Here is a 13,899-nt window from a genome sequence, read left to right on the forward strand (position 1 = left end):
AGGTATTCGTCAAATATATGAGAACCTAAAATACGAATCACTTCTGAGCGTTCATCCAAAGAAGTATCCGCTTTTCTTACATAGATGCTGATGAAAACAGGATCATGATTATTTGACCAGACCATCGACGTTATCCCTCTGACACCGTAGTCACTTGCACCTGATCTATCTGCGATTTTCCATCCTTTAGGAAGTGAAGCTCTAAGCATATTATCAGCGACTTTATTATTGACCATCCATTCTTTCAATTGTTCTTTTGATGAATGACTAAGAACTTCGCCAGTCAAAATTTTCTTAATACTCTTGCTCATTGCATCAGGAGTCGTTGTGTCTCGCAAATCACCCTCAGGATTGACTGTCAATTCTGGCTCATATCGGTCAGAACGAGTAACCGTATCTCCTATTGCTCTCATAAATGCCGTCAGAGCTTCTGGTCCCCCACCCGAAAAAATAGCAAAATTAGCGGCAGTATTATCACTGTATTCATTGGCCGCTTTGCAAGCTTGTTCAAGCGTAAATGGCTTATTCATATAATCTTTAGCAACTGGTGAATATGTCACAATATTTTTTTCAGTCACTATCATCGAATGATTTAATGAAAGTTTCTTTGCATCAACCTTTGCCAGAACATTGGCACAAGCAATTGATTTAACTGTACTATCTAAAGGAAAACGTTGATTTCCATTTATAGAAATCGTTTTATCATCTGGGAATATAATTGACAAACCAACCTTCCAACCCTCTTTTTCGTATTGCTTAACTTGATCCTGTAAAGTCAAAGCAAATGCAGAGGATACAAGAGGCATGCTTAAAATGAATGCGGCAAATGTTTTAAATCGTAAAGTCATAGTAAACCTTTGATGGTCAATATTTATATAATGAGTTTATTTCAGCATAAGTTGAAATTTAATTTATGTAGGGTCTTATTTTTAATCATGATTATATTTTCTTCTCTATGGTTCACAAATGATGATAATTTTTAGTAGCCTATAGAAAAACTTATAGCTTGATTTAAATGGTGTATTGATGGCTATAATCGCTGTAACTTGCTGAAAACCCTGCTCTGTATTTTCCGAAGCCCTCCTGAAGATAATCCATATAGGTTGTTTTTATTTAATTGATTACCCTTTAAGCAATACTTATCAATTCAAAGGTAAATTCAATATGGCGTTAATTCTATTGATCTTCTTTTTAGCAGGATTTGTTAAAGGAGTCATTGGGCTAGGCTTGCCAACATTATCTATGGGTTTGTTAACAGCGGTCATGGAACCTGCTGTTGCAGCAAGCATTCTAATTATTCCATCTTTCGTCACTAATATATGGCAGCTTATGATCGGTGGTAAGTTTTTAAACTTAATTCGACGATTTTACTTATTTATTATCGCTATTTTTATTGGCACTGTTTATAGCCCATTACCAAAATTGAGCTCAGCATCAGAGTGGGTATTTCCTGCATTAGGTCTGATATTAATCATCTATGGCTTAGTGGCCATGTTCCTCCCTAAATCGTCAACATCGGGTAAAAATGAACGATGGTTATCCCCACTGATTGGCTATATTACTGGCGTTATTACCGCAGCCACGGGGGTTTTTGTGATCCCTGCCGTTCCTTACTTACAATCGCTAAATCTTAATAAAAATGAATTAATACAAACTTTAGGACTCGCGTTTACCGCGTCAACAATTGCGTTGGCCATATTATTAATCAGAGAGAATAATAGTGAAACTATAGATTATTACACATCGTCAATTGTACTTATTCCGGCGATTATTGGCATGTATGTGGGGCAATATTGTAGAAATTTGATCAGTGAAAAAATATTCAGGCGTTGTTTCTTCTTAGGATTGATCGCTTTAGGCATTTACATGTTATTCAAGTAAGAACTTAACAAACTCATCCATATAACTCGGTAATTCATCAAACCTTCGGGCGCAAATGTATAATTTGCGCTTTGCCCATTCATCAGATAAAGGAGTGATATTTCCTGGATATATTCCGATAAAGCGTGATATGACTTGTCTCGGTAAAATGGCATAGCCAAGCCCTTCACTCACCAATTGCATCACTGCGTCCATTGTTGCTAAACGCATTCGGTAATTAAATGAAACTCCTTCGCTTAGTGCATGATGGTCAATATAATCCTGTAATGCATTACCTTGAGAAAGCCCAATAAAATCACGGTTTCCAATTTGGTTTAATGAAGAAATGCCGTGATCATTAAAACCATTGGATGGTGGTGCGAAAATAACTAAATGGTCATCACATAAAAATTTAAATTCTAAGTCATATAATGACGATGGATTTGCAACAATGCCTAAATTTGCCATTTGATTATTAAGGCTATTGATGATTTTCTCACTCGGCATTTCACGGATCCCAACGCTAATCTTAGGATATTTCTGTAGATAGTCCGCTAATTTTTGGGGAAGAAAACCAGCTTGTGCCGAAGAGTTGCATAACAGGTCAATATACCCCCGTAAACCTTGGCTGTATTGACGCAATTCACTACGCATATGGTCGATTTGCAAGAGCACTTGATTCGCGTGATTCAATAATGCCAATCCTGCATTTGTCAGCTTTATTCCCGACGAAGAGCGCGTCAATAATAAAACACCAAGTTCACTTTCCATGCCCCGAATACGTTCACTGGCTGATTGCAAACTTAAATTAGATAAATTGGCCCCTGCTGTAATACTCCCGGCCTTGTGGGTATTTACAAATAAACGTAAATCAACCATATCAAAACGCATAATCGCTCCGAAAATGTTTATGCCCCATGCTTAGACTAAGTTTTAGCATCAAAACTCATCAGCAAGGCGCGATATCCGGGAAGTGGCCTCATCGATGTGACCGCGTAACGTTTGTAAGCATAAAGCAAAGTTTTCAGAAAAACATTGGCAATCATTGGCTAAAGTAAAAAACGTCTCAGCTAATTCCAACGCTTCCCGCCAAGTTTCTCCACGGATCCCTTCAAGTAATGTAACTGGCCTAAGAGTATTAACGATTTCACCACCCGACTTAGGCGCAAATCCCATCGGTAAGATATCGTAAGCTGGTGCAAGATGGTATGGGCGGCCATGACTACTAATAAACGATAAATTACCATGATGCATATCGGTATTGCCGATGAGCATACCAAATGCCCAAAGCCGTGCTGTACTGGTAATAGCATCGGGATGTACATGTTTTTGCTTCACTAATTCATTGACCAATACAGGCCAAGGCTCCCTTGCCCGCCCTACAAATTCTGCATCCAGAGCTTGTAAAGAAAAAAGCCCTCGACGACCGAGTAAACCAACACGATCGAATCGAGGAATTTCAAGGAAGCGTTGTCCTTCAAAATCAAATACCTCTGTTTCTACTCCTAGTGCCTTTAAAGCAAGGTGCTCCGCTTGTAACAAATCACGCCAACGTTCACTGATTGGGTTATCATCTTGCGCCGTAAATTTTACAATGACATGACCTCGTTCAGTGTAGGTACAAAACTTAGGTTGCTCACCGCCTGCGGATGATCCTGGAGCCTCTCCCGAGCTAACCGCTCGCGCTAATGTTGGATACACAGTAGCTCGATCAACAGGAGTCGGTGCCTGCATGTTCAGAAATTGGTTTCTTGCCTGCTCCCCAATTAATAAGTTTCCTACTGCATCATGCCCGTGAGCGAGCAAGGCTCTTATAATATCGGAGTCTGACCAGCGATCTGGATTTGGTGATATTCCAAGTTGCGTTGAATAGGCGGATGCATAAGCTCGACCAAGGTATCCTTGTGGGCGCATATCAAATAGCCACCATGGTAAACCATCACTATGAAGGCATACTCCGTCAACTTGCTCCATAACGAATCCATCTGGATAAACCGGAATTAGCTGACCTAGAGATCGTAATGTACCCTCTTCTGTGATGCGATAAATAGGAGCAGAATTAAACCCTCGAAACGTATCACGCAATGCATATTGAATAGAGGATGCAGCGCCAATCCGGATAATATCGTCACCTAAAGCTTTTAGCGCTCGAGACAAAGTTGGCTGGCTAACATTAATAATATCAGCTAGTTGCCTTGCTGTTTTTGGCCCATTACGGAGCAATTGATGTATCATCTCAGATCGATTAGTCATGGTATTAACCACTTAATGAATAGATAAATGAATAGATGCATGAATAGATAATTTAGCAGCTATTTCTAGTATTGTCATCTTTCTGAGCTATCTAACAACTGCACTAACTCATCAATCTTGGAGTGAGAAAATACAGAAACCCCTGATTGAGATAATAACGTAGTTGCAACCCCCATTCCTTGAATGGTTTTTCCACTAAATGTACCTATTCTGTTCCATTGTAACGAATGTTATGTCCCATTAAACAAGCGCTAACAAGAATTTTTTTATTCATCTCATTGATTCACATAAGAAAGAATAAAATTAACTCGGTCTTTAACGGGTAAACAAGGGATCTCGATTAATTCATAGTTATATTTTTTATATGTCGTCACCATCGCATGGTAGGTCATCACTGCTTCATCAAATGTTTGTTTTCTTTCCGTATCTTGCACATATATTTCTTGCCATGGCGGTGTGATAAATACGTTTTTATTATACTGAAACGTATTTATTGCTCGTTCTATATGCTTGGGAATTGGAATTGAACATAAATTCAAATAGCCCTCAATATCAGGCAGCCCCCGGTCAAAAAAACAGATTTCATTATGATAATCAGCCAAATGCCATGATCGCAATTCCCAGCAAAGCATCATTTCAGCAAATGCTTGTCTATCAAGCCATGGCAATGCGTTACCACCAATACAGACTTGATCTTGAATAATGGCCCTACCCGATTCCGGTAAACAGGTGTATTTTTTAGCCATTAAATTTTCAATAATTGCACTTTTACCTGCGCCGGGACCGCCAGTGATAATAATCTTTAGCCCATCATTAATCATATATTTCCTTCATTTTTACTATTTCTTATGACTAAAAAACACCATTTTTCTTCAAATGAACTGAGTTAACCATTCTTGATGTAAATAAGTCATCAACCATAATTCAATTCAGAATAGTTAGGTGATAAGTTAGCGGATAAACGTTATTTATATAGAGCGCAAAATTATTATGAAAACACTCTCTATCAGCCAAGTATCCGAACTTACGGGTCTTACCTCTGCAACTATTCGTTTCTATGAAATCAAAGGGTTGATTCAACCTATTGGCCGAAAAGGTTTAACTCGGCTATATGCCCCTGAAGTTCTCACTCATCTTTCACTCATTATTCTTGCTAAACAAGCTCAGTTTTCACTGGATGAAATAGCAAACATGCTAAATCGTATGCCAGAAAAAGGAATTGAACGCCCTATTTTGCGGGAAAAAATAGATGAGATTGACCAAAAAATCCAAGAGTTGCAGAAACTTAAGCAAGGGTTACAACATATTGAACAATGTCCGTCGGAAAATCACTTGCAATGCCCTAAATTTCAGAAAATTTTATCTGTAAGCTTAAAACAAAATATCGCAAAACTGACCAAAAACATCGCTTGACTTAAAGTCAACTTGAAGTTTTATCATCCGGCATATTCGTTTTCTCCCTCTACTATTGTTGATTTTTATGAGCAATAAGGAATGATTATGCCTCGTTCAGTTTTTTGGCTTGCCGCCGCATTAGCCCTATTTACAACCGGTAATGCACTTGTATTGTCGGTTGCCGTTTTAGTCGGATCTCAGCTTTCTGCCGATCCTGCCTATTCGACAATCCCTCTTCTTGCTCAATATATTGGATTAATTCTGACTTCTGTTCCGATGGCGCATTTTATGATGCGGTTTGGCCGTCGTGCTGGGTTCATTCTTGGAAACGTTGGCGGATTAGCTGGCGCACTATTTGCCATAATCGGTATTTATAGCCAGAATTTATTACTTTTCTCTATTGGCACTTTCTTTACGGGTATTGCTATTGGTACGGCACAACAGTACCGATTTGCTGCATTAGAAGAAACGCCGGTTGCATTACGTTCAAAAGCCATTGGATTAACCATGAGTGGCGGTATTATTGCCGTATTGATTGGTCCAACACTTGCTGTTTCAACTCGAACCTTAATTGAAAACTATCCATTTATTGGAACCTTTGGTGCTCTGACGATTATCTATATTCTTGCATTTATTCTGTTACTCTTTTTGCCATTAAAACCGCATCAAATTCAAGCCAAAACCGCTAATTCATGGGTAAGTCGCTCTTATTTACGGCTCTATTCTCAGCCATTATTAATGCTGATTGCCATTGTCAGTGCTATCGGTTATGCCCTTGTCGTTTATATGGTGGGGACATTCCCATTAGCGATGAAAGCTCAAGGATTTGATTTTGCAGCCATCACTTTTGTCTTTCAATGTCACATATTAGGCATGTTCGCCCCTTCATTCTTTACTGGGCATCTGATTAGCCGTTTTGGGGTGAAAATATTCGTTTGGATGGGGGCAATATGTTTAGCTATAGCCAACATTATTGGTTTCACTGGCTCGAGCTACACACACTTTTTAATCACCATGACATTAGTCGGATTAGCGTGGAACTTTATTTTAATTAGCACCACACAGCTACTTCCAAGAACTTACCATGAACATGAAAGAGCCAAAATTCAAGGCGCTACAGATTTTCTCATTTTCAGTTTTGGTGCCTTAGGAAGCTTAAGTGCAGGCTTCGCTTTTTACTTTATGGGTTGGAATTCAGTTAATATTATGGGATTAGCGGTAGGAATTGGCATTATTATCGCGATGATATTACTGCGAGATAGCCTCAATAACCAAACCGCCAACTAACCACATGAATTACTGGCAGTAATACGCGTTTTATTACTGCCATTTCCTTTAGTACCCATCAAAAACGTTAACCTTGAAGCTGTACTCTAACCTCCCGCACAAGACTTCTATTTTACTATTACGGTGTAACAATCTTAATAATTTTGTTTTTTTTCCATCTGTTTATTATCACTCGTAATATTAGATTGCTGTTGCAATCTAGACTTTTTTAACACCTTTTTCTTATTCAATTACTCCTTGGGCTAAAGGAATATCTTATGATATCTGTCCCTACTGTCAATGAATTATGCAAACTAAATCAACCTTATAATTGTACGGCGGCAAGCGAATTATTATTCCATCACGCTATGCAGGAACTCGTTTTTTTCCATATAAAAAACACCCCCAAATATGCCCAATGGCTGATTAAACATCATATTTCCCCGGAAAACCCGCAAATCAATTCATGGGGAGACTTACCGCCAATCTTTGCCAACTATTTCAAACATAATCTGTTGGTTAGCCACACAGGCAATGATGCGTTAGAGCTAACATCGTCGGGTACTATGGGGCAAAAAAGCCGGATGCGTTTTGATGAACGTAGTATTAACGCCTTGCTGAACATGGTTGATCATATATTCCAATATTATGACTGGGTTACACCGAAAACACCGTGTAACTACCTATTACTCAGTTATGAGCCCGTCGATTCAATTACCCTAGGCACAACGTATACTGATCAATATTTATGCAAATATGCGCCAATTAAACAGGTTGTTTATGCCTTACGACATACGGGAAAAGGTCATCAATTTGACCCGCTAGGCGTGATCCAAGCATTACAGCGTTTTTCCCTTGATGATGCCCCTGTACGTATACTTGGTTTCCCTGCTTTTATCTGGTTTGTACTTGAAATGATGCAAGATATGCAATTGCCTCCGCTAACATTACCTCCCGACTCATTAACACTTTTTGGCGGCGGTTGGAAAACATATGCAGAACAAAAAATCCCTAAAACTACGCTCTACCAAAGACTGACCAAACAATTAGGGATCATCAACGAACGTTGCCGAGATGGTTATGGTGCCATTGAGCATGGTGTTCCCTATATCGAATGTATTCATCACCATTTTCACCTTCCTGTCTATGCTAAAGCGTGGGTGCGAGATACCTACTCTTTTGAAATAAAAGGGTATGGCAAAAGCGGTTTCTTACAATTGGTTTCCCCCTATATAACCTCCTGCCCAGCCCATAGCATTTTGATGAGCGATTTAGCGATCCTACATCGAGGTGCTGAATGTGGATGTGGTCTAGGAACTGACTGGTTTCAACTGCTTGGTCGTGCAACTCAACATAAAACACGGAGTTGCGCATTAGCCGCCTCAGAACTACACCAAGGAAAATAATATGTTCCTCATTTATGGAAAACATTACCCCGATTTCAATCCCAATCAGTCCTTGAGTTTACTCACTGAAATGCTGCCAAGCACATTGGGGCAACCTTTACCTCTCGAAGCCCTATTGACCTGTGCGGAACGTTTTATCACCCGATTAAAAGACCCTAATTTTTTACCTAAAATTGATGAGGTACTAAGAAACGAAATCAAACAATTTTGTCATCCCACCGCATTACGTTTTAAACTCGAACATGAATTAGGGCGTTCACCATTCTCTTTACGCCGTCCCCATTTATCTCAACCTCATTTTGAAAGTTGGCGACCGTTGGGAGTCGTATTGCATATCACACCCGCAAATGCCACATCTCTTCCTTTTTTAGCCATAATCGAAAGTTTGTTAGTGGGTAATATTAACTGGTTGCGTACAAGCTCCCGTCAACAAGGGATAACTTTCGAATTATTACACGCATTTCTGGCGTGTGACGAAACCCATGTATTGAAGAACTATGTCGCCATCTTACCTGTGGCAATAGAAAACCTTCCCCAATTAATAAAGCAGGTTGATGGCGTTTCTGCATGGGGGGCGGATAAAACACTAACAAGTATAAAAGAACAACTTTCGCCGAATTGCCGTTGGCTCCCTTGGGGTCATAAAATCAGTTTTTCTTGGTTAATCCCAAATGGCATTACTGACAAAAATTTGGATCAACTTGCGGATGAAGTTTGTCGATTTAATCAGCTATCATGTTCGAGTCCACAGAGTATCTTCGTCGATACTGAATCCTTACCAACACTCATCGACGTGGGAAATAATCTAGCACAGGCAATGCATCGACGTTGTCATTACTGGCCATTTCAACAACCAGACATCACATCCGCGGCGGATATTACCACTGCAAACGCCTTTAACGAATTAGACAACGTATTTGCAGATGCACAAAACCTCTGCTGGAGTGGGGATAATTGGCGTATTTGGTTAAAAAATACCATTGAATTTGAGCCATCACCACTATATAGAACGCTCTTATTACGTCCCTTGCCTCGCCATAAACTGATTGAAACCTTACGCCCATGGCGTACTTACTTGCAAACCTGTGCTCTAATTTCAACGACAAATGATACAGCGAATCTGAGTCAGCAATTGCTGGCTGCTGGGGTTAATCGCATCACCACACCTGGGTGCATTCATTCAGGTTATCACGGGGAGCCCCATGATGGAGTGTTTGCATTAAATCGACTCACTCGGCGAGTTAGTGTAACCCTCGATGATAATAGTTTATCCGGTTTAGCCACCCTTGACCTCCCACTCGATGAACCTAATTTACGTACAGAACAACCCATTATGGACAAATTATCATTCACTGAAAACACGATACAGCCTAGTGCTAAATTATTTTTCCGCAGTGGTGGCAGCACTGGCACTCCTAAGTTATCCGGCTTTACTTATCGTGACTATCACCTTCAAATGCAAGCTGCCGCAGATGGTATCTTCGCCGCAGGTCTTGACCCCGCCAATGATAACGTACTGAATTTACTCTACTCAGGAAATTTATACGGTGGTTTACTCAGTTTTTTCACCATCCTCGATAAAGCTAACGTGACCCATCTTCCAATGGGAGGTCCCCAAAATGATGACTATGGCGAAATTGCCGAAATGATCGTGAGTCAGCAAGTTAATACACTTATCGGCATGCCAAGCACGCTTTCTCAGCTATTTACGCAACAAGCAGTACCATTACGCCGCTATGGCGGCATTCGAAAAATATTGACCGGTGGTGAGCCAATAAGTCCTGCCCAACGTGATTTCTGGCATAGCTTCGGTATCCAAACTATTCGCTCTGCGCTCTATGGTTCCACCGATGCTGGTACATTAGGCCATGCCTGTAAGGCAAGCAAAGACGGTGTATTTCATTTAATGGCTGATATTCAGTGGTTAGAGATAGTCGAAATGACCAGTGATATTCCCGTTAAATCAGGAGAAGTCGGTCGTTTACTTTTTACTTCTCGCAACCGAGATGGACATCGGGTCACTCGCTACGACATTGGTGATCTTGGGCGTTGGGTGAAAGGCGCCTGCCCTTGTGGCGCACTCACGCCTCGCTTTGAACTTCTAGACCGTCATGACAACCTGATCCGCATAGGCAGTGCATTTATCCCAATACAGCAGCTAGCTCGACTGGCAGACGTTCCAATACAGTTCATATTAGATCATAGCCCCCTTAGCCAATTAGACCGGATGCGTGTTTTCGCTGATGGTGACACAATAGAAGTACAAAATCGGCTTAAGAGTGACCCGGTGTTACTCATGATACTTGATGCAGCGTTACTTGAATTTGAAGTCATCCGTTGCCCATCAAACACATTTGAGTGCAATCCTCAAAGTGGTAAAACGCTATTAGTCATTGATAAACGATAAATGTTAAGCGTTCAGAAACATAGCACTCATGAATATAGTTCTCATAAATACAGGATTGGGGTCGACAAATGAAAACATACATCAATGACGCCACTATCTTATCGCTTGAACAGCTAATTGAATTTGCTCGTCAGCACTCACCTTACTATGCGAAGCATTACCGAAAGATCCCCAAACATGGCTGGCAACTTTGTGATTTACCCCTCGTCAATTCTGCTGGATATTGGGCTGGGAACCATGACCTGGCCAGTTGGCCTGTCTTAACGGCTCCATTTACTCATGGTTTGGTATTTAAAACAGGCGGCACCACTGGAGCCTGTAAATTATCGCTTTATACCCATAACGAATGGTATGCCTTTGTGACCCGCTTTAGCCGTAGCCTGTCAAACCAATTACAATCTGGCGATCGGGTTGGAAATCTATTTTTCGCTGGGGATCTTTATTCAAGTTTCTTATTTATCCATCAAGCCCTATTCCATGCAGATATTCCCCTATGTGAATATCCATTTAGCGGCACAATCGATCCTCAAGGCTTATTTACTCAAATTCGCCAACATAAAATCAATGTTCTCGCGGGAGTTCCTGCAACGTTATTACAACTAGCAGCAAAAGCTACCCAACAACACCAACCCTTATTGGAGATTTCCCTGCTTCTATTTGGAGGAGAAAGCCTATTTGCCGAACAATCATTGTTACTTCAACGCGCATTTCCTTGTGCCCGTATTGCCTCTATCGGCTGTGCGGGGGTTGATTCGGGACTAATAGGTCAGAGTGACGCTCAATGTCAAATTGGAGAGCATCGAGTTTTTGAACCTGAAACTATCGTTGAAATTATTGATGAGGTCACTGGCGAACAAATTGAGGATGAAGGCCGCACCGGCATGCTGGTTATCACAAACTTAACCCGTCAGCTTATGCCGTTGATCCGCTATCCAACTGGCGATACTGCTGCTTGGTCTGAACCAAAGGGACAGCCAGCTCGTCGGTTCTTTTTACATGGACGAAGTAGCTTTGGGCATCGTATTCGTGTTGGCCACTCCACGATTTACCCTGATGAGATTGACGCTTTAATTAGCGAACTACTTGGCGAGCAACAGTGGCAAATGCTAGTAGAACATCATGGTTATTATGACCAATTAACACTACGTATTGCTTTTTTGGGCGATGATAATCACGCCAAAACTCTTGGTCATACAATCCAAAAAAAATATAGCCATGCCGTGAAGCAACTCGAAAGTGACCAACTACATTGGGTTATTGAATGGTGTCAACAGGATGAGCTTATTTGCAATATTCGAACAGGTAAATTACAGCGAATTATCGATAACCGAACATACGTTTAGAAGAAAAATAAATAATGAATATCCGAAATTTTTACGCAACAGATGCTAATGATATCAGCGCGCTTTTTCGTGATGTATACGCAGACCGCTACGTTTATCCCGAGCTTTATATCCCCGCGATGATCACTCGGCGCAATAAACAACGCATTTGGTGCAGTGCTGTGGCTATAAAAAATAACAAAATCATCGGTCATGCAGCCTTAAAACGAGACGCTAGCGTTACCACTAATGCAGAATTGGCGATGATTGTCACCCATCCTGCTGCCCGGCATCGTGGCGTGGCATTCCAGCTTGGTATGTACCTTTATGAAGAGGCTCGCCGGCAGCAATTAACAACACTGACCATTAAAATGGTATGCAGCCATTTAGGTTCACAGCTATTGGCAAAAAATTTAGGGTTTCATACCACCGCATTATTGCGGGATTATGTCGGCTCCCCCTTTGAATCAGGGTCATTTGAAAGTGTTGTTGTGGGCGTACAAACTTTGCAGCCAAAACCCGTACCAACACTCAGTTCGATGAGAACTCAGCCAAATACACTGGCATTACTGAGCGCGCCATTCGGTAATAAACCGCCATTTGCTATGCCAAACCTTCACATTTTTCCCATTGAGGTGTGTGATAGCGGGGAGCGCATAAACGTAACACTGCATCAAATAACAGGTGGGGTCATCAATGAACTCGCGCATCTACCCTATGAGCGGCGTATTTATATTCAGGTTCCTATCAATGCCATGCTAGCCAAATATCTGCCCTTTTTTTACCAAGTCGGTTATCGAGATGCAGGTTTAATTCTCGATAGTCATGGCGAATGGGTCTGGTTATTTCAGCGTGGTTTTAACCCCCAACATCTCCAGTTATGCTGTCCAATTGCACAAAAGTTACAAGAGGCTGCAATGTGCTGAAATGTTGAAATTGCAAAAATCTTGAATATTTTAACGTAAGCGGCATTGACGGTAAAATGTCCAAATCCCATAAGTAACTAAACCACCAAAGAAAAATGGCACCATCATGGTAAGTTCTAAATAAACGAAGCGGTTAAAGTGAAAATTGGGTAATTTCGGTGTGAGATAATAGGCAATAGGTAGCGCGAATAGCGCGGAAACAACACCTATACCCATTATTTTTTTGAGTTTTTGGTTATCAATGTGCTGCTGTATTTTTGGCTGTTTTCGATGATATCGCCAATATTGATAACTTAAATAGAGCAAACCTAATAATGATCCGGAATGCTGCAAAATTTTATAAATAGCAATTTCTTGTTTATCCGTCATGGTGAGGTTGAACTGTAAAAATGACCATGACCGCACCATCGTGCCTGTATCATGCGTAAAAGAATCCCAAACAATGTGCGTTAATGCGCCAATAAAGAAAGATATAGCGAGAATACAAATATTTCGGATAGACCAACCCTGCGTTTTTTTAATCGCAAAAGGTATAACGGTTGATAATGGCGAAGCCAGCTTCAGAATAATGACATAAATAATAAAGCAAAGAGGTAATCCAATAGATAGCCATCCCACAATACGATGGGCTTCTGATGCTAATCGATACAATCCAAACGAATATAATAAGTCTGGGCTCAAACTCCCAAGGATCATCGCAGGCAAACTTAGCCATTTTCCCAAGAAAGAATGCTTAATAGGAAACACAACTGCAGGATGAGAAAACGTCCATGGCATCAATTATTATCCTTCTATGATCATTTGGGATGCATCACATTCTAAATGTTGCCGTTCCAGTTCACTATACGATTATCCTGAAACCCCCGCCTTCCATTCGCACTTCCCAAATAGCGATTTTACGAAATAATTTGCGAGTAATTATATTTAGTTCAGTGCAATCCACTCATTGAATGATTCTCATTTAATTATATATTGCCTGAATTGATACCTTACGTTGATAATATACGCGGTTTATTTCCCATCCATGAACAAAATCAACTGTTTTACACGTGATTTAAAGGGTT

12 protein-coding genes are annotated in these 13,899 nt (G+C 40.7%); 7 read left to right on the forward strand and 5 right to left on the reverse strand.

Going from position 1 to position 13,899, the window contains the following annotated elements; genetic code table 11:
- On the reverse strand, positions 1-848 hold an 848-nt coding region (gene bla, locus GKR71_RS05485), incomplete at its 3' end, for a class A beta-lactamase (RefSeq protein ID WP_154634024.1).
- Between the two features lie 316 nt (positions 849-1,164).
- Here bla and GKR71_RS05490 point away from each other — a divergent pair.
- Positions 1,165-1,881 carry a sulfite exporter TauE/SafE family protein gene (locus GKR71_RS05490; protein WP_154599243.1) on the forward strand — a complete coding sequence of 239 codons (717 nt, stop codon included), beginning with the start codon at positions 1,165-1,167 and terminating at the stop codon, positions 1,879-1,881.
- Here the strand turns inward: GKR71_RS05490 and GKR71_RS05495 are convergent.
- The 3 genes from GKR71_RS05495 to GKR71_RS05505 form a co-directional block, all read right to left on the reverse strand.
- Positions 1,870-2,751: a LysR substrate-binding domain-containing protein gene (locus GKR71_RS05495; RefSeq protein WP_036947946.1), complete on the reverse strand. Its 882-nt coding sequence runs from the start codon at positions 2,749-2,751 to the stop codon at positions 1,870-1,872. The two genes, GKR71_RS05490 and GKR71_RS05495, sit on opposite strands and share 12 nt — an antisense overlap.
- A gap of 48 nt (positions 2,752-2,799) precedes the next feature.
- Positions 2,800-4,113, reverse strand: coding sequence for a type II toxin-antitoxin system HipA family toxin YjjJ (gene yjjJ, locus GKR71_RS05500; RefSeq protein ID WP_154599244.1), 1,314 nt, complete (start codon positions 4,111-4,113; stop codon positions 2,800-2,802).
- Positions 4,114-4,388: 275 nt separating this feature from the next.
- Positions 4,389-4,934 carry an AAA family ATPase gene (locus GKR71_RS05505; RefSeq protein WP_036947952.1) on the reverse strand — a complete coding sequence of 182 codons (546 nt, stop codon included), beginning with the start codon at positions 4,932-4,934 and terminating at the stop codon, positions 4,389-4,391.
- Between the two features lie 169 nt (positions 4,935-5,103).
- Here GKR71_RS05505 and GKR71_RS05510 point away from each other — a divergent pair, with 169 nt between their 5' ends.
- From GKR71_RS05510 to GKR71_RS05535, 6 genes are all read left to right on the forward strand, one after another.
- Positions 5,104-5,526 (forward strand): MerR family transcriptional regulator, encoded by a 423-nt coding sequence (locus GKR71_RS05510; protein WP_036947955.1) that lies wholly within the window; start codon positions 5,104-5,106, stop codon positions 5,524-5,526.
- 87 nt (positions 5,527-5,613) lie between these two features.
- Positions 5,614-6,795: an MFS transporter gene (locus GKR71_RS05515; RefSeq protein ID WP_036947957.1), complete on the forward strand. Its 1,182-nt coding sequence runs from the start codon at positions 5,614-5,616 to the stop codon at positions 6,793-6,795.
- 257 nt (positions 6,796-7,052) lie between these two features.
- A complete protein-coding gene (locus GKR71_RS05520) occupies positions 7,053-8,180 on the forward strand; it encodes a LuxE/PaaK family acyltransferase (RefSeq protein WP_154634025.1) in 1,128 nt (375 codons plus the stop codon).
- A 1-nt stretch (position 8,181) separates the two neighbouring features.
- Positions 8,182-10,587, forward strand: a complete 2,406-nt coding sequence (locus GKR71_RS05525) for an acyl-CoA reductase (protein ID WP_154634026.1) — start codon at positions 8,182-8,184, stop codon at positions 10,585-10,587.
- Positions 10,588-10,655: 68 nt separating this feature from the next.
- Positions 10,656-11,930, forward strand: coding sequence for a phenylacetate--CoA ligase family protein (locus GKR71_RS05530; RefSeq protein ID WP_154634027.1), 1,275 nt, complete (start codon positions 10,656-10,658; stop codon positions 11,928-11,930).
- A gap of 14 nt (positions 11,931-11,944) precedes the next feature.
- A complete protein-coding gene (locus tag GKR71_RS05535) occupies positions 11,945-12,835 on the forward strand; it encodes a GNAT family N-acetyltransferase (RefSeq protein WP_080675592.1) in 891 nt (296 codons plus the stop codon).
- Between the two features lie 30 nt (positions 12,836-12,865).
- Here GKR71_RS05535 and GKR71_RS05540 read toward each other — a convergent pair whose 3' ends face one another.
- The gene (locus tag GKR71_RS05540) at positions 12,866-13,612 is read right to left on the reverse strand and encodes a DUF4184 family protein (RefSeq protein WP_036947967.1); all 747 of its coding nucleotides are present in this window, start codon (positions 13,610-13,612) and stop codon (positions 12,866-12,868) included.
- Positions 13,613-13,899 lie beyond the last annotated feature (287 nt).

It is taken from the genome of Providencia sp. wls1922 (genome assembly GCF_009706505.1).
Lineage (GTDB): Bacteria > Pseudomonadota > Gammaproteobacteria > Enterobacterales > Enterobacteriaceae > Providencia > Providencia lanzhouensis.

Bases quoted from the DNA above. Each gene is read 5' to 3' on its own strand.
- GKR71_RS05490 (WP_154599243.1), top strand. From the start codon at position 1,165: ATGGCGTTAATTCTATTGATCTTCTTTTTAGCAGGATTTGTTAAAGGA.
- GKR71_RS05495 (WP_036947946.1), bottom strand. From the start codon at position 2,751: ATGCGTTTTGATATGGTTGATTTACGTTTATTTGTAAATACCCACAAG.
- yjjJ (WP_154599244.1), bottom strand. From the start codon at position 4,113: ATGACTAATCGATCTGAGATGATACATCAATTGCTCCGTAATGGGCCA.
- GKR71_RS05505 (WP_036947952.1), bottom strand. From the start codon at position 4,934: ATGATTAATGATGGGCTAAAGATTATTATCACTGGCGGTCCCGGCGCA.
- GKR71_RS05510 (WP_036947955.1), top strand. From the start codon at position 5,104: ATGAAAACACTCTCTATCAGCCAAGTATCCGAACTTACGGGTCTTACC.
- GKR71_RS05515 (WP_036947957.1), top strand. From the start codon at position 5,614: ATGCCTCGTTCAGTTTTTTGGCTTGCCGCCGCATTAGCCCTATTTACA.
- GKR71_RS05520 (WP_154634025.1), top strand. From the start codon at position 7,053: ATGATATCTGTCCCTACTGTCAATGAATTATGCAAACTAAATCAACCT.
- GKR71_RS05525 (WP_154634026.1), top strand. From the start codon at position 8,182: ATGTTCCTCATTTATGGAAAACATTACCCCGATTTCAATCCCAATCAG.
- GKR71_RS05530 (WP_154634027.1), top strand. From the start codon at position 10,656: ATGAAAACATACATCAATGACGCCACTATCTTATCGCTTGAACAGCTA.
- GKR71_RS05535 (WP_080675592.1), top strand. From the start codon at position 11,945: ATGAATATCCGAAATTTTTACGCAACAGATGCTAATGATATCAGCGCG.
- GKR71_RS05540 (WP_036947967.1), bottom strand. From the start codon at position 13,612: ATGCCATGGACGTTTTCTCATCCTGCAGTTGTGTTTCCTATTAAGCAT.